Annotated in this window: 14 protein-coding genes; 3 read left to right on the top strand and 11 right to left on the bottom strand. The window is 65.6% G+C overall.

The features are described from left to right. Together ABUE31_RS03795 and ABUE31_RS03790 are read right to left on the bottom strand one after the other, a co-directional pair. Positions 1-459, bottom strand: coding sequence for a DUF2441 domain-containing protein (locus tag ABUE31_RS03795; protein ID WP_367722155.1), 459 nt, complete (start codon positions 457-459; stop codon positions 1-3). 207 nt (positions 460-666) lie between these two features. Then, positions 667-930 carry a hypothetical protein gene (locus ABUE31_RS03790; RefSeq protein ID WP_367722154.1) on the bottom strand — a complete coding sequence of 88 codons (264 nt, stop codon included), beginning with the start codon at positions 928-930 and terminating at the stop codon, positions 667-669. Between ABUE31_RS03790 and ABUE31_RS03785 the strand changes: the two genes are divergently transcribed. The 3 genes from ABUE31_RS03785 to ggt all read left to right on the top strand — a co-directional run bounded on the left by ABUE31_RS03785 (position 929) and on the right by ggt (position 4,944). Beyond that, on the top strand, positions 929-1,726 hold the full coding sequence (locus tag ABUE31_RS03785; protein ID WP_367722153.1) for a bestrophin-like domain: 798 nt from the start codon (positions 929-931) through the stop codon (positions 1,724-1,726). The two genes, ABUE31_RS03790 and ABUE31_RS03785, sit on opposite strands and share 2 nt — an antisense overlap. A 723-nt stretch (positions 1,727-2,449) precedes the next feature. Next, positions 2,450-3,190 (top strand): lipoyl(octanoyl) transferase LipB, encoded by a 741-nt coding sequence (gene lipB / locus ABUE31_RS03775; protein ID WP_367722151.1) that lies wholly within the window; start codon positions 2,450-2,452, stop codon positions 3,188-3,190. After that, positions 3,190-4,944, top strand: coding sequence for a gamma-glutamyltransferase (gene ggt, locus ABUE31_RS03770; RefSeq protein WP_367722150.1), 1,755 nt, complete (start codon positions 3,190-3,192; stop codon positions 4,942-4,944). Before lipB ends, ggt begins: the two co-directional genes overlap by 1 nt. Positions 4,945-4,948: 4 nt before the next feature. Here ggt and ABUE31_RS03765 read toward each other — a convergent pair whose 3' ends face one another. The 9 genes from ABUE31_RS03765 to nuoN all read right to left on the bottom strand — a co-directional run bounded on the left by ABUE31_RS03765 (position 4,949) and on the right by nuoN (position 15,057). Continuing rightward, positions 4,949-6,274: a site-2 protease family protein gene (locus ABUE31_RS03765; RefSeq protein WP_367722522.1), complete on the bottom strand. Its 1,326-nt coding sequence runs from the start codon at positions 6,272-6,274 to the stop codon at positions 4,949-4,951. Between the two features lie 416 nt (positions 6,275-6,690). Next, the gene (locus ABUE31_RS03760; RefSeq protein WP_367722149.1) at positions 6,691-7,416 is read right to left on the bottom strand and encodes an ABC transporter ATP-binding protein; all 726 of its coding nucleotides are present in this window, start codon (positions 7,414-7,416) and stop codon (positions 6,691-6,693) included. Then, positions 7,368-8,654 carry a lipoprotein-releasing ABC transporter permease subunit gene (locus ABUE31_RS03755; RefSeq protein WP_367722148.1) on the bottom strand — a complete coding sequence of 429 codons (1,287 nt, stop codon included), beginning with the start codon at positions 8,652-8,654 and terminating at the stop codon, positions 7,368-7,370. The genes ABUE31_RS03760 and ABUE31_RS03755 overlap by 49 nt, the downstream gene beginning before the upstream one ends. Continuing rightward, entirely contained in the window at positions 8,651-9,976 is a 1,326-nt protein-coding gene (proS, locus tag ABUE31_RS03750) for a proline--tRNA ligase (RefSeq protein ID WP_367722147.1), read from the bottom strand. Before proS ends, ABUE31_RS03755 begins: the two co-directional genes overlap by 4 nt. 426 nt (positions 9,977-10,402) lie before the next feature. After that, the gene (locus ABUE31_RS03745) at positions 10,403-10,699 is read right to left on the bottom strand and encodes a DUF1467 family protein (RefSeq protein ID WP_367722146.1); all 297 of its coding nucleotides are present in this window, start codon (positions 10,697-10,699) and stop codon (positions 10,403-10,405) included. Further along, entirely contained in the window at positions 10,696-11,100 is a 405-nt protein-coding gene (gene mce / locus ABUE31_RS03740) for a methylmalonyl-CoA epimerase (RefSeq protein ID WP_367722145.1), read from the bottom strand. Before mce ends, ABUE31_RS03745 begins: the two co-directional genes overlap by 4 nt. 9 nt (positions 11,101-11,109) lie before the next feature. After that, complete coding sequence (locus ABUE31_RS03735; protein WP_367722144.1) at positions 11,110-12,780, bottom strand: ribonuclease J; 1,671 nt, start codon at positions 12,778-12,780, stop codon at positions 11,110-11,112. Positions 12,781-12,798: 18 nt separating this feature from the next. Beyond that, positions 12,799-13,617, bottom strand: coding sequence for a biotin--[acetyl-CoA-carboxylase] ligase (locus tag ABUE31_RS03730; RefSeq protein ID WP_367722143.1), 819 nt, complete (start codon positions 13,615-13,617; stop codon positions 12,799-12,801). A 3-nt stretch (positions 13,618-13,620) separates the two neighbouring features. Then, on the bottom strand, positions 13,621-15,057 hold the full coding sequence (gene nuoN, locus ABUE31_RS03725; RefSeq protein WP_367722142.1) for an NADH-quinone oxidoreductase subunit NuoN: 1,437 nt from the start codon (positions 15,055-15,057) through the stop codon (positions 13,621-13,623). Position 15,058: the final 1 nt, after the last annotated feature.

The raw sequence follows: 15,058 nt of genomic DNA, 5'->3' as shown, positions 1-15,058 counted from the left end.
TCAGATCAGACGACGTACGATCCTGAGAGGCGACAGTGTAAGGATTTCTTCGCAGACGAACCCCGGCTTGTCTTTGAATGTATACCGAAACTTGCCCTCCCAGTATCTTACTGCATTCGCTTCGTGAGTTTGGCCCTCCTTCAGCGTGTCGATCAGATTGTAGTCGGTAAGGTGCTGGGACGCATTTGGGTCGACCAGTTCGACTTCGAAGAGCACGGCGGGGAATTTCGACTTCGACGCGTGCTCTAGGTAGAAGCGCAATCCCTCCTCGGTCGGAATGCAAAATGCGGACTCAAGGCGCGCTGGCTTGTCAGAGAACTTCTCTGCCCGCACCGCCTCGAAAACTTGTTCCATCTTCCATTTTGGGTGTTCCTCGCCGATCGCGCGAACAATCCTCCCCCAATTGCCGGGAAGAATGATGCTGCCGTTTTCAAGCGGAATTGGTGCAGCGTGGAACATCACCGCATCCCTTCAAACCGAGAGTGGGGCTATATTCTTGCACCACCGGCTACAGATTGCTCAAGGCTGTCTTCGTGATCTTCGCAACAATCTCAGCTCGCATTTCTCCACGGGAAGAGGTCCATGCAGAAATGCCTGCGGGAGTACCTCGTCGTCCACAGGAGCGATTTTCTGTGGATGAAGTCACGATAAATCCGTGGGACACCTTTAATGTAACCTATTGAACTTTAACGCCACATATTGCAGACGCGTGGGACACAACAGCCCCGGAATTCCGCCGTTTGAGGCGTTTCTTGGACCCTTCTCGACCGCACCAAAATCTTCAAATGCCAGCCGTTCTTGCAGGCGCCAAGTGAAGGATCCTTCGCCGCGGCTTTCGCGCTTGGGCAAAACCTGGACGGTATGGCTCTCCCGACAGAACTTCACTACGATCGACTTCAACGCCTGAACAACGTCGCGGATCACCGGCATGTCACTCGTCGCAGCCATCGCAGAGCGCAGCGTCGTGGCGTTCGGTCTTCTGCTGTTCCTGTTCCAGATGCTGGCGCACGAGGTCGGCTACCGGCTGGGCCGTCGCGACAACAAGCGCTCCGGCGGCAACCCCGAGACGGTTGGTGTCGTCGTCGGCGGCATGCTTGCGCTCTTGGCCTTCGTCCTGGCGCTGACGCTGTCGTTTTCCAATACGCGCTTCGGCGAGCTTCGGCGGGGCAGCCTCGCGGAGACCAACGCGATCAGCACCGCGTGGCTCCGCGCCAAGGCGATCGGCGATGAACGCGCCGAGACGATCGCCGACCTGCTTGTGGAGTACACGCAGGTTCGCGCCGACTTCACACATGCGGGCCGCGACAAGGCGGCCATCGATGCGCTGAACCTGCGCACCGCGGAACTCCAGTCGGAAATCTGGGGCAACCTGTCGGACATTGTCCGCGAACGGCCCGACCCTGTCTCGGCCTCGCTGATGGCCGCCCTCAATGAAACATTCGACATGAGTGCGGCCGAGCGCTTCGCCTTCGAACTTGCGCTCCCCACCCAGCTCTTCTGGCTGCTCATCGGCATGTCGCTGGTGGGCGTCGCATCGCTCGGCTATCAGTTCGGACTGAAGGACAAGACGCCCAAGCTCCTTGTCGCCCTTTTCGTGGTCATGCTGACCTCGGTTATCGTGGTCATCCTCGACCTTGCATCGGCGCGGCTCGGCAACTTCCGCGTGGCGGCGCCCGTCTACGAGCAGACGCTGGAAGGTTTCAGGAGCGGCGCGCCCCTTCCCTGACGCAGTTGGGGTCCGGACGAAGAAGGCCTGCCGCGGCGAGGCGGCAGGCCAGCCCGACGCAGCGCCAGGCGCTGCGAATCAAGGTACCGTCACAATGCCGCCGGACTGCGCGGTCGCGGTCACCTTGCTCAGCCTGTCGCGGGCGATCAGCGTCGGTTTCTCGTATGCCTTCTTCTCGCTGGTCTTGGTCAACTCATTCTCCTTCGGTTGCGAGCCGCACCCTAGCCGCTTTCACCGGGCGGTCTTGGCGCGGCGCGAACCAATGTGGCCCCAGGCGAACACCTTCGCCGCAGTGATCGCGGTCTGCTGGCGGAGCGGCGACGATCCGGCCCTGCGCCTGTTGAAGACGCCCATGGGTTCGTGCGGGGTTGGGCTTGCGGCATCGCGTCCGACGCCACGGCGATCGCAATGCGAAAAGGCCCGCCGCGCGGGGCGGCAGACCAGCCTGCGCCATGCGGCAGGTCAGCTTTCCACGACCGGTGCGGACTGCGCGGTCGCGGTCACCTTGCTCAGCCTGTCACGGGCGATCAGCGTCGGTTTCTTGTATGCCTTCTTCTCGGTGGTCTTGGTCAACTCATTCTCCTTCGGTTGCGAGCCGCACCCTAGCCGCTTTCATCGCCCGGTCTTGGCGCGGCGCGAACCAATGCGGCCCAGGGCGCACGCCCGGCCGTCTGGACCTCGGCACCGCTTGTCGCCATATGATGCGTCAGCAACGGAGGCCGCATGCCCGAACGCAGCCAGATTTCGGTATCCTTCAAGCCTGTGGCCGGCGCCGCCCCGGTTGAATGGCGCATCGAGCCCGGGCTGACGCCTTATGACGAGGCGCTGGCCTTCATGGACGCCCGGGCCGACGCGATCCGGACCGGCGGCGCGGCGGAGATGGTGTGGCTGGTCGAACACCCGCCCCTCTATACCGCCGGCACCAGCGCGCGGCCCGAGGACCTGGTCGAGCCCGACCGCTTCCCGGTGTTTGCGGCAGGACGCGGCGGCGAATACACCTATCATGGTCCCGGCCAGCGCGTCGCCTACGTGATGCTTGACCTCAAGCGCCGGCGCGAGGACGTGCGCGCCTTCGTGGCGGCCCTCGAGCAGTGGATCATCGGCACGCTCGACCGCTTCAACGTCAAGGGCGAGCGCCGCGAGGACCGCGTCGGCGTGTGGGTCGTCAGGCCCGATCGCCCCCCCGCGGCCGACGGCTCGCCGGCGGAGGACAAGATCGCCGCGATCGGCATACGGCTAAGGCGCTGGGTCAGCTTCCACGGCGTATCGATCAATGTCGAGCCGGACCTCCAGCATTTTTCGGGCATCGTCCCCTGCGGCGTCACCGACCATGGCGTGACGAGCCTTGTCGATCTCGGCCTGCCGGTTACGATGGCCGATCTCGACCTCGCGCTGAAAGGCGCATTTGTCGACGTGTTCGGCGACGCGGCCGAAACCGGTGGAGACGCAAGGAGGACAGGCTGATGAGCTATCGACGCGCATTCGGTTCTCTGCTTCTGGCAGCAACGCTCGCAACGCCGGCGCTCGCGCAGCAGGCGACGGACGCCGTTGCGCCCGAAGCGCCGTCGGCAATCGCCGAAAAGCCGGCGGTCCACGCCAGGACGCAGATGGTCGCCGCGGCCAACCCGCTCGCGGCCGAGGCCGGGCTCGACGTGCTGCGCGCCGGCGGCAGCGCAGCCGACGCCGTTGTCGCCGTGCAGGTCGTGCTCGGACTGGTGGAGCCGCAATCCTCCGGCCTGGGCGGCGGCGCGTTCCTGACATGGTATGACGCCCAGACCGGTCAGGTGACGACGTTCGACGGCAGGGAGACGGCGCCCGAAGCGGCGACGCCCGAGCTTTTCCTCGGCGCCGACGGCAAGCCTCTCGGCTTCTTCGAAGCGGTCGTCGGCGGTCGTTCTGTCGGCGTGCCCGGCGTGCCGCGCTTGCTCGAAACGGTCCATGCCCGATACGGCAAGCAGCCCTGGGCGTCGCTCCTGCAGCCGGCGATCGATCTCGCCGAAAAGGGCTTCGCAGTCTCGCCACGCCTGCATGCGATGATCGAGGACGATGCCGGCCGGCTCGACACGCAGCCTGCGACCAGAGCGTATTTTTATGACACGGCAGGGGCGCCACTGGCGGCCGGCACGGTTCTGCGCAACGCAGAATACGCAGAGAGCCTGCGCGCCATCGCAGCGGGCGGCGCAGACGCATTCTACAAGGGTGCGATCGCCGAGCAGATCGTCGCCGCCGTGAACAGCCACCCGACCAACCCCGGTCGGCTCAGCCTCGCCGACCTCGCCGACTACGACGTCAAGGAGAGGCCGGCGGTCTGCGCGCCCTATCGCGGTCTGTCGGTCTGCGGCATGGGACCGCCCTCCTCCGGCGCGCTGACGATCGGCCAGATCCTCGGCATGGTCGAGCCGTTCGACCTCGCAACGCTTGGTCCCGACGATCCCGAGAGCTGGCGCATCATCGGCGACGCCAGCCGGCTCGCCTTCGCCGACCGCGAACGCTACATCGCCGACAGCGATTTCGTGTCGATGCCCAAGGGCATGCTTGACCCGGACTACCTGGAGGCGCGCGCCGCCCTGATCCGCCGCCCGACGGCCATGCCGGACGATCTGGTGACGGCCGGTGAGCCGCCCTGGGACAAGGCGGAACTGCGGCTGGACGGCCTCGTCTTCGACATGCCGGCGACGACCCACTTCACGATCGTCGATGCGCAGGGCAACGTCGCCTCGATGACGAGTTCCGTCGAGAATGCGTTCGGCTCGCGGCAGATGGCGGGCGGCTTCATCCTCAACAACCAGCTCACCGATTTCTCGTTTGCGCCGGAAAAGGCCGGCATGGCGGTGGCCAACCGCGTCGAGCCGAAGAAGCGCCCGCGCTCGTCCATGGCGCCGACAATCGTGCTGGGCGGCGGCAAGCCGGTGTACGCGCTCGGCTCGCCCGGCGGCTCGAGCATCATCCCCTATGTCGCGACGACGCTGATAGGCCTCGTCGACTGGAAGCTCGACATGCAGGCGGCGGTCTCGATGCCGCACATGGTCAACCGCTTCGGCACCTACGAACTGGAAGCCGGGACGAAGGCCGAGCAGTTCGCCCCCGACCTCGAGGCGCTCGGCTACAAGACCAAGGTCGGCGACCTGAATTCGGGGCTGCACGGCATCGCGATTTCCGCGGGCGGATTGGTCGGCGGCGCCGACCCGCGCCGGGAGGGTGTCGCGATCGGCGACTGATCGCCTATTCGCTGTCCGTCATCCCGCGCTCGGGCAGCAACGACGCGCTGATCGTCGTTGCATGGCGCTGCCTTTCATAGCTTTGCCAGTCGTCGAGCCGGGCGGAGGCCCAGAGCATGCCGCCGGCATGCACGGTGATCACCGCGACGAGCGCGGCGGCAAGCGCGGCGCGCTCCGGAACGCTCATCGCCTTCAGTTCATGGCGCGGCCTGACGCCGCTGCCGGCCGTGATCAGGCTCAGCACGGCGAAGATCGCTCCGGCAACGACCAGCAGGTGCGCCGGGAAGCCGGCCATGTAGCCGAGTGCCAGCACCGCCGAGAGCAGCACAAACGACGCGACCGCCAGCGACACCGGTCCCGGACAGATCTGGCGCAGCACCTGGCCGCCGTCGAATTTCCAGACCGGCACGAGATTGGCCAGGTTGAACAGCGCGGCTATGCCGGCAAGCGTCGCGAAGACGCTGGCCGCGAAGCGCCAGCCCTCGGAGGCCGAAAAATCGCAAGCCGCAATCGCCAGCGGCACGATGAACGCGGAAAAGCCGGCGCCCATCAGCGCGACGAAGGCGACCTCAAAGCGGCTGTCGTAGGGCCGGCCGCCGATGGCGATGCCGCCGAGCAGCGGAACGAAGATCATCCGCGCCGTCCGGTGCCCGGCGACGCGAAATGCTGCCATGTGGCCGAGTTCGTGCAGCGCCACGACCAGTGTCAGCACGGCAGCCAGCACGAAGCCGCCTACGGTGAGACCGAAGATCGGCCACATGATGAGCACCGAGACGCAGGCAAGCCCGAACTGGCTGAGCGGATGCTCGAACAGGCCGCCGGCCCTGTAGCGGCCGGTCTGCGCCCAGACCTGGAGCTTGCCTAGTTCGCGGCGCAGCGCGAAGTAGCGGAAGATCAGGAATGCGGCGCCGCGATAGCGGTCGGTGCGCGACAGCGTCACCCGGACAGCGCCGTCCTCGCCGGCCAGTTCGACGTCGTCACGAAAATGCGACCAGAACGCCGTCTCCAGCGAACTGTCATCGACGACCCGCATCGAGAAGCGCTCGCCTTCGACGACGTTCTCCAGCCTGACGACATGCTCGATCGGCTTGCCGTCGCGACCTTCCCAGCCTAGGCGGATGCGGGTCAGCCCGTCATCGCCGAAGGGCTCGGCAGCGATGCGGGCACCCGACCAGTCCGCGTGCTTCCCGAAAGGCCACAGCGCCTCCCAAAGCCGGCGCCTGCCGGCCGCGATCACCCTGCTCTGCCTGACGGTGCGCGTCCCGAACGGCAGCGCCAGCAGCACGAAGACCAGGCCGAGATTGAGCACGACGAGAACGACCGCCAGCATCGGCGTCACGGGTTCACCTCCGCAGGAGCGCCTGGCCCGGGACGAGACGGGACAGGCGCTCACATTCGATTTCGGCCAGCCTAGCCCTGCGGCCGGAAGAAAGGCTTAACGGTCGGCCTTGCCGAAGATCGAATGACGGAAGCGGTAGACAGGCGGAAGCCGGCAGGGGCCGCACCCGCTCGCAGGCGCCTAGATTGCGCCGATCCACATTGCGGTCGCAACGAGGAACATGCTCATGCAGACCAGAGAAACGACGTCCTGGAACAGATCGGCCATGGCTCTCTCCTGTTTTTTATCTGTTTCCAGTTTGTTCCATTTTTGTTCGATATGTCAACGACCGGAGAAGACGCTCCTGACATCCCGGCCGTAAGGGTTAAGGGAGTGTTATCGAAGACCAGCCGGGCCGGTCGTCTCGCTTACAGCGAAACGACCTTGCCCTCGGAGAGCGTGACCCTGCGGTCCATGCGGCGGGCGAGCTCGTGATTGTGCGTGGCGATCAGGGCAGCGAGCCCGGACTGCTTCACCAGCGCCGCCAGGGCATCGAACACATAGGAGGCCGTGTGCGGGTCGAGATTGCCGGTAGGCTCGTCGGCCAGCAGCACCAGCGGTGCGTTGGCGACGGCGCGGGCGATGGCGACGCGCTGCTGCTCGCCGCCGGACAGCTCGGCCGGGCGATGATGCGCACGCTTGCCGATCTGCATGTAGTCGAGCAGCTGCTCGGCGCGCTTGGCGGCCTCGGCCTGGGGCAGTCCCTTGATGATCTGCGGCATCATGATGTTCTCCAGGGCGGAGAACTCGGGCAGCAGGTGATGGAACTGGTAGACAAAGCCGATGTCGTTGCGGCGGATGGCCGTACGCTCGTCGTCCGATAGCCGCCCGCAGGCGCGACCGCCGAGGATCACGTCGCCCCCGTCCGGTCGCTCGAGAAGGCCGGCCGTGTGCAGAAGCGTCGACTTGCCGGCGCCCGACGGGGCCACCAGCGCCACCATCTCGCCGGGCACGAGGGAAAAGTCCGCCCCACTCAGGATGGTCAGCTTGCGCTGCCCCTGCACGTAGTGGCGTTCGACGCTCTTCAGTTCGATGACGGCCGCTTTCACTCGTACCTCAGGGCCTCGACCGGGTCGAGCTTCGCCGCCCGCCATGCCGGGAAGAGCGTGGCGAGGAAAGACAGGATGAGCGCCATCAGGACGACGGAGATCGTTTCGCCGACATCCATCTTCGCTGGCAGCTGGCTCAGGAAATAGAGCTCGGGATTGAACAGGACGGTACCGGAAATCCACGAGAAGAACTGGCGGATGCGCTCGACGTTCAGGCAGAGCAGGACGCCGAGCACGACGCCCGCGACCGTGCCGGTGACGCCGATCGCCGCGCCGGTCATCAGGAAGATGCGCATCACCGCGCCGCGCGTGGCGCCCATTGTGCGCAGGATGGCGATGTCGCGACCCTTGTCCTTCACCAGCATGATGAGGCCCGAGATGATGTTCAGCGCGGCGACAAGCACGATCAGCGTCAGGATCATGAACATCACGTTGCGCTCGACCTGAAGCGCCGAGAAGAAGGTCTCGTTGCGCTCGCGCCAGTCGGAGATGAAGACCTGCCGGGCCGCGGCGATCTGCACCAGCTGGCGCAGCGAGTCGACATCGTCGGGATTCTCGACGAACACCTCGATCGTCTGCGCGCGTCCCTCGAGGTTGAAGTAGAGCTGCGCTTCCTCGAACGGCATGAAGATGACGGAAGAATCGAACTCCGACATGCCGACGTCGAAAATCGCGACGATCGGATAGGCCTTGACGCGCGGCGTCGTGCCCATCGGCGTGATGTCGCCGTCGGGCGAGACGAGCGTTATGGAATCGCCGAGAACGAGGCCGAGATTGTTGGCCATGCGCTGGCCGATCGCCACGCCTTCCGACTGATCGAAGCCGACAAGCGAGCCGTGCTTGATGTTGGTGGAGACGACCGTGAGCTTGCCGAGGTTCTCGCCGGTGACGCCGCGCACCAGCGCGCCCGTTCCGGCGCCCACATTGCCCGACGCGAGAACCTGCCCGTCGATCAGCGGGATCGCGAACTTCACGCCGGCCACGCCGTTGATGCGCTGCGCTACCGCGTCGTAGTCCTCCAGCGGCGTGTCGATCGGTTGCACGACGAGATGGCCGTTGATGCCGAGGATCCGGCTCAAAAGCTCGGCTCGGAAGCCGTTCATCACCGCCATGACGACGATGAGTGTCGCAACGCCCAGCATGATCCCGAGGAAGGAGATGGAGGCGATCACAGAGATCACCGTCTCCTTGCGCCGCGAGCGCAGGTAGCGCCAGGCGACCATGCGCTCGAAGACCGAGAACGGCCCGGCCCCGGCCGGCCTTGCTGCGGCCGTTTCGTTCATGGCGCGGCGAACCGCGAAAGCACGGCGCCGACCGGCAGCGTCTCGCGCTCGCCGGTCCTGCGATTCTTGACCTCGGCTTCGCCGGCGGCGGCGCCGCGCGGCCCGACGATCACCTGCCAGGGCAGTCCGATCAGGTCGGCGGTGGCGAACTTGCCGCCGGGACGCTGGTCCGTGTCGTCGTAAAGTACGTCCTTGCCCGCGGCCGAAAGCGTCGAATAGAGCTGGTCGCAGATGCGGTCGCACTCGGCGTCGCCCGGCTTCATGTTGATCAGCGCGACGTCGAAGGGCGCGACCGATTCCGGCCAGATGATGCCATTTTCGTCGTGGCTCGCCTCGATGATCGCGGCGATCAACCGGGTCGGGCCGATACCGTATGAGCCCATCGACACGAAGTGCTCCTTGCCGTCCGGCCCCTGCACCTTGGCGTTCATCGGCTTCGAGTACTTTTCGCCGAAGTGGAAGATGTGGCCGACCTCGATGCCGCGCGCCGACAGGCGGTCGGCGTCCGGGATGTTCGCCCAGGCGGCCTCGTCGTGCATCTCGTCGGTCGCCGCGTAGGGCGTGGTCCACTCCTGCACGATGTCGCCGATCTCTGCATCGTTGTCGAAGTCGGTGCTTTCGCCGGGCACCGGCAGGCCGAGAAAGTCCTTGTGGCAGAACACCTGGCTTTCACCGGTTTCGGCAAGGATGATGAATTCGTGGCTGAGATCGCCGCCGATCGGCCCGGTGTCGGCGCGCATCGGGATCGCCTGCAGGCCCATGCGCGCAAACGTGCGGAGATAGGACACGAACATGCGGTTGTAGGCCGCCTTTGCGCCCTCGTAGTCGAGGTCGAACGAATAGGCGTCCTTCATCAGGAACTCGCGGCCGCGCATGACGCCGAAGCGCGGGCGCACCTCGTCGCGGAACTTCCACTGGATGTGGTAGAGGTTGAGCGGCAGGTCCTTGTAGGACTTCACGTAGGTGCGGAAGACGTCCGTCACCATCTCCTCGTTGGTCGGGCCGTAGAGCATGTCGCGCTCCTGGCGGTCCTTGATGCGCAGCATCTCCTTGCCGTAGTCGTCGTAGCGGCCGCTCTCGCGCCAGAGCTCCGCCGACTGGATGGTCGGCATCAGGATCTCGAGCGCGCCGGCGCGGTTCTGCTCCTCGCGGATGATCTGGCAGACCTTGTCGAGCACGCGCTTGCCGAGGGGCAGCATCGTGAACGAGCCCTGCCCCTGCTGGCGGATCATGCCGGCTCTCAGCATCAGGCGGTGCGAGACGATTTCGGCTTCGCGCGGATTCTCTTTGAGGATGGGCAGGAAGTAGCGCGACAGCCGCATTGTGTGTCCGTGAAATGGGCGATGAAGACTGCGCCGGAATCGGCGGCCATGCGAGACGCATGCATGCGCTTCATAGCCATTTCATGGCGGAATGGAAACCCGAACGCGGGAGCGTCCCGAGGACCGCCGCGGGACCCCTGTCCGTTTGCGAGGCACGCCGTGCCTTGCGATTGTGCACTGCAGCACATCTGCAACGTTCCAGAGCCAAAATTCCGCGTGACAATTTGTCCGGGCTTGGTCTAGTGTGCCCCGCATAACCGAGAGGGCGGAGCAAAATCCGCCTTCCCTACGCGGTCAAAGTCTTGGGAGGATGCGATCTAGGCGCGGTAACTCGCTGCCGCCGGAAACCGGAAACAGATCGGACGCGTTTAATTGCAAGGCCTCGTGCCTTGCATTTTTTTTGTGCAATCAGAAACTTGGCATCACCTATTCAGAAGTGGACTGAGTGAGGTCACTTCTGAATTCGGGTACGATGCGCGGCAAGTCGTCGAAGCTCAGCCCAAGCCCTCTCGTGACGAGATAGAAGCCAGCCAGGAGCACCGCCGAGATCACGGTCGTGCGCAGGAAGGCGCGCACCATGTGTGGCCCCTTCGGCGCGCTGGAGACGGTTCCGAGCGTCACATGGTCGTCGTCGTCCTGTGTCTTCAGGCCGAACGGCAGCGTGACGAAGAGCACGACCCACCAGAGGATGAAATACAGCGCCGCGACGGATATCCAGGTCATGCCTGTTCGAGCTCCACGAGTGTGCCGGCGAAATCCTTGGGGTGCAGGAACAGCACCGGCTTGCCATGCGCGCCGATCCTGGGTTCGCCATCGCCGAGCACGCATGCGCCCGACGCCTTGAGCCGGTCTCGCGCGGCAAGGATGTCATCGACCTCGTAGCAGACATGGTGCATGCCGCCCGACGGGTTCTTCTCTAGGAAGGACGCGATCGGCGACCCCTGCCCCAAAGGTTCGAGCAGCTCGATCTTGCTGTTGCCGGTGTCGATGAAGACGACGGTCACGCCGTGTTCGGGCAACGCCTGCGGCGCACTCACCGTTGCGCCGAGCGTGTCGCGGTAGACCGCGCTCGCCGCCGCGAGATCCGGAACAGCGATGGCGACATGGTTCAGGCGTCCGAGCATCGGCACCACCTAGCGTGTAACGAACACCGTCACCAGCGGCTTCTTGCCCCAGACCTCATTTGCCGCACCGCGCACGGCGCGGCGCACCGCCTCCTGCACCAGGTCGAGATCCTTGCGGCGCTGGCGCGGGATGCTGTCGAACGCCCCGACCGCCGCCTGCAGCATCAGGCCTTCCATGTCCTCGCCCTGACCGTTCACCTTGGCGACGCCGATTGCGACTATGTCAGGATCGCCCGCCATCTCGTAGCGCTCGTCGAGCACGACGTTCACCGCGACGTGGCCGGCGAAGGAAAGCTTGCGACGCTCCCGGATGCCCATCGCTTCGTCGTCGCCGACGAGCCTGCCGTCCTTGTAGATGCGCCCGTACGGCACGTTGTCGACGATCTCCGCCGCCCCCGGGGCGAGCCGGATCATGTCGCCGTTGCGTACCTGCGCGACCTCGGAAATGCCCGACTGCGACATCAGGGCGCCCTGCGCGACCAGATGCGCGGCTTCGCCGTGGACCGGGATGCCGATCCGCGGGCGCGTCCACTCGTACATCTTGCGCAGTTCGCTGCGGCGCGGATGGCCGGAGACGTGCACCAGCGCGTCGCCGTCCTCGATGATCTTCACGCCCTGGTCGATGAGCTGGTTCTTGATCTCGAGGATGGCCTTCTCGTTACCGGGAATGGTGCGGGACGAAAACACCACGGTATCGCCCGGCGTCAGCGCCACGGTCTTCATCTCGTCGCGCGCAAGCTTGGCGAGCGCGGCCCGCGATTCGCCCTGGCTGCCCGTGCAGATGATGACCAGGTTGGCGCGCGGGATCGATTCGTAGTCCTCCTCGGCGATGAAGGGAGGAATGCCCTCCATGTAGCCGAGTTCGCCCGCGACGCTGATCATACGCTTCAGCGAGCGGCCCAGAACCAGCACCTCGCGGCCGGCGTCGCGCGCCGCCTCGGCGATCGAGCGGACGCGTCCGACATTGGACGAGAAGGTGGTGACGGCGACGCGGCCGGGCGCCTTTTCGATGACGCCGCGCAGTCCGACGCCGACCTCCTGCTCGGACGGGGATTCGCCCTCGCGCATGGCATTGGTGGAATCGCAGATCAGCGCCAGGACGCCGGCGTCCCCGAGTGCGCGGAAACGCGCCTCGTCGGTCAGCGGACCGATCTCCGGCGCCGGGTCGAGCTTCCAGTCGCCGGTATGGATCACGGTGCCGAGCGGCGTCGTGATCGCCAGCGACAGCGGCTCGGGGATGGAATGGGTGACGGCGATCGCCTCGATCTTGAACGGGCCGACCTCGAAAGTGTCGCCGGCTCGATAGACGGTAACCGGGATCTTTGGCGCATCGGCCTCGCCCTGCCGCTTTGCCTCGAGAAGGCCGGCCGCAAAGGGCGTCATCCAGACCGGCGCCTTGAGGCGCGGCCAAAGTTCGTGCAGGGCGCCGTAGTGGTCCTCGTGGGCATGGGTGATGACGATGCCGCGCAGGTTCTGCACATTCTCTTCGATGAAGCGGATGTCGGGCAGGACGAGGTCGACGCCCGGCAGCGTCGCATCGGGGAAAGTGACGCCGCAATCGACGACGATCCACTCCCGCTTGTTCGGCGGGCCGAACCCGTAGAGCGCGAAATTCATGCCGATTTCGCCGACGCCCCCCAGCGGCACGAAGACGAATTCAGGTCCGGAGTATTTCACCATGTCGCCTCTCCTGCCTGCCTACGCGGCGCCTGCGGACGCGACCGCTCCGAAATGCACATCGCCCGCGGCGATCTTGATGATGTCGCCGTTCGCCCGGATCACGAAACGGCAGTCCTCGTCGATGGTCTCGAAGACGCCGCGCACGACGTTGCCATCGACACGCACCGCCACTTCCGAGCCTAGCCCGGCGGCACGATCCAGCCAGCGTTGCCGGATGTCGGCCATGCCCGCGCCACCGTTCCAGATGCGGACGTTTTCCGCCCAGGCGTCGGAAAGGGCGAGAAACAACGTCTCGGCATCGCCGGGGAAGCCGAGCGCCCGCAGCGACGTCGCCGGGTACGGAACATCCTCGGGGTGAGCCACGACGTTGACGCCGATGCCGATCGCCAGAGCCACGCGGTTGCCTGGCCGCAGCGAGCTTTCGAGCAGGATGCCCGCGAGCTTAGCGCCATTGGCGAGCACGTCGTTCGGCCACTTCAGTTCGAACCGGTCGCCGCGACCGCCGCCGCCATCGACCGCAACCGCGATGCGGTTGGGGACGACTGCGGCGAGCGCATCCGCAAGGGCAAGACCGGCCACGAAGCCCAGCGTCGCCGCGAGCTTCAGGTTGTAGTCTTCGACCAGCAGCAGCGTCGCGGCGAGATTACCTTCGGGCGTCGCCCAGGCGCGTCCCCGCCTGCCGCGACCGCTTTCCTGGCGCTTCGAGACGACCCAGAGCCTGCCGCGATCCTCGTTGGCGGCCCGTTCCAGCGCGATCGCGTTGGTCGAGCCGACACTGTCATGCGCTTCGAGCCGGTAACCTGCCGCGATTGCCGTCGGAGCGAGTGAGAACGTCATCGATCAGAAGAAGCTCCGGGCAGCGGCTTCGGCATAGCCCTCGACCGGCGGCGCGACCAGCATGTAGAGCAGCACGAACGCGCCTGAGACACCGAGCACGACGCGCAGCGTCCCGGCCATCGGCAGGAAGCCGCCGACCGACTCGTCGAACCACATGATCTTGATGATGCGCAGATAGTAGTACGCGCCGATCACCGACGTCAGAACGCCGATCACCGCGAGCGGATAGAGCCCGGCATTGATGGCCGCCAGGAAGACGTACCACTTCGCCCAGAAACCGGCGAGCGGCGGAATGCCGGCGAGCGAGAACATCAGGATCGTCAGGATGGTCGCCATCACCGGATTGCTGCTGGCCAGGCCGGCCAGGTCGCCGATCTGCTCGACATTGCCTTCCTTGCGCCGCATGGCGAGGATGAATGCGAAGGTGCCGAGCGTCATCGCCAGGTAGATCAGCATGTAGATGGCGACGCCGCGCACGCCTTCCTGGCTGTTGGCGGCGAGCCCGACCAGCGCGAAGCCGACATGGCCGATCGAGGAATAGGCCATCAGGCGCTTGATGTTCTTCTGGCCGATCGCCGCGAACGAGCCGAGCGCCATTGACGCGATGGCGACGAACGTCACGATCTGCTGCCAGTCCGTCGCGAGAGGTTCGAAGGCACCCATCACGGCGCGCACGGTCAGCGCCATGGCCGCCATCTTCGGCGCCGCCGCGAAGAACGCGGTCACCGGCGTCGGCGCACCCTCGTAGACGTCGGGCGTCCACATATGGAACGGCACGGCGGAAATCTTGAAGGACAGGCCGGCAAGCACGAAGACCAGGCCGAAGACCAGGCCGAGCTGGCGCTCTCCCTCGCCCAAGGCTGCCGCGATCGCGTCGAAGCCGGTATTGCCGGTGTAGCCGTAGACGAGGCTGATGCCGTAGAGCAGCATGCCCGACGACAGCGCGCCCAGCACGAAGTACTTCAGCCCCGCCTCGGTGGAGCGGAGGTTGTCGCGATTGATCGCGGCGACGACGTAGAGCGACAGCGACTGCAGTTCTAGCCCGAGATAGAGGGCGATCATGTCGTTGGCCGAAACCATCAGCAGCATGCCGACGGTCGCGAGCACGATGAGCACCGGATACTCGAACTTGTCGAACTTCTGCTCGCGCGCGAAGCCGGCCGACATCACGAGCGTGACCGCGGCGCCGACCAGCGTCAGCATCTTCATGAAGCGCGCGAAGGGATCGACGATGAAAGCGCCGCCGAAGGCCTGGCCATCGACCGGCGCAAGCAGCATCCAGCCGCCCGCGGCCACCAGCAGAAGCACTGCCAGGCCGTTGACCACGCCGTAGGACCGCTCGCCGGCATAGACGCCGATCATGAGCAGCACCATCGCTCCGACCGCAAGGAGGAGTTCGGGCGCCAGCAGCGTCAGGCTAGTGATAAGTTCCGGCGTCATT

Origin of the sequence: Mesorhizobium marinum (assembly GCF_040813675.1) — a bacterium.
Classification (GTDB): Bacteria; Pseudomonadota; Alphaproteobacteria; order Rhizobiales; family Rhizobiaceae; genus Mesorhizobium_K; species Mesorhizobium_K marinum.
Note: the sequence above shows the minus strand (reverse complement) of the source record. Positions and strands in the feature narration are given on the sequence as shown.

Bases quoted from the DNA above. Each gene is read 5' to 3' on its own strand.
- lipB (WP_367722151.1), top strand. From the start codon at position 2,450: ATGCCCGAACGCAGCCAGATTTCGGTATCCTTCAAGCCTGTGGCCGGC.
- mce (WP_367722145.1), bottom strand. From the start codon at position 11,100: ATGCTCGGACGCCTGAACCATGTCGCCATCGCTGTTCCGGATCTCGCG.
- ABUE31_RS03735 (WP_367722144.1), bottom strand. From the start codon at position 12,780: ATGGTGAAATACTCCGGACCTGAATTCGTCTTCGTGCCGCTGGGGGGC.
- ABUE31_RS03745 (WP_367722146.1), bottom strand. From the start codon at position 10,699: ATGACCTGGATATCCGTCGCGGCGCTGTATTTCATCCTCTGGTGGGTC.
- ABUE31_RS03755 (WP_367722148.1), bottom strand. From the start codon at position 8,654: ATGAACGAAACGGCCGCAGCAAGGCCGGCCGGGGCCGGGCCGTTCTCG.
- ABUE31_RS03760 (WP_367722149.1), bottom strand. From the start codon at position 7,416: ATGGCGGGCGGCGAAGCTCGACCCGGTCGAGGCCCTGAGGTACGAGTG.
- proS (WP_367722147.1), bottom strand. From the start codon at position 9,976: ATGCGGCTGTCGCGCTACTTCCTGCCCATCCTCAAAGAGAATCCGCGC.
- ABUE31_RS03730 (WP_367722143.1), bottom strand. From the start codon at position 13,617: ATGACGTTCTCACTCGCTCCGACGGCAATCGCGGCAGGTTACCGGCTC.
- ABUE31_RS03790 (WP_367722154.1), bottom strand. From the start codon at position 930: ATGCCGGTGATCCGCGACGTTGTTCAGGCGTTGAAGTCGATCGTAGTG.
- ABUE31_RS03795 (WP_367722155.1), bottom strand. From the start codon at position 459: ATGTTCCACGCTGCACCAATTCCGCTTGAAAACGGCAGCATCATTCTT.
- ABUE31_RS03785 (WP_367722153.1), top strand. From the start codon at position 929: ATGTCACTCGTCGCAGCCATCGCAGAGCGCAGCGTCGTGGCGTTCGGT.
- ABUE31_RS03765 (WP_367722522.1), bottom strand. From the start codon at position 6,274: ATGCTGGCGGTCGTTCTCGTCGTGCTCAATCTCGGCCTGGTCTTCGTG.
- ggt (WP_367722150.1), top strand. From the start codon at position 3,190: ATGAGCTATCGACGCGCATTCGGTTCTCTGCTTCTGGCAGCAACGCTC.
- nuoN (WP_367722142.1), bottom strand. From the start codon at position 15,057: ATGACGCCGGAACTTATCACTAGCCTGACGCTGCTGGCGCCCGAACTC.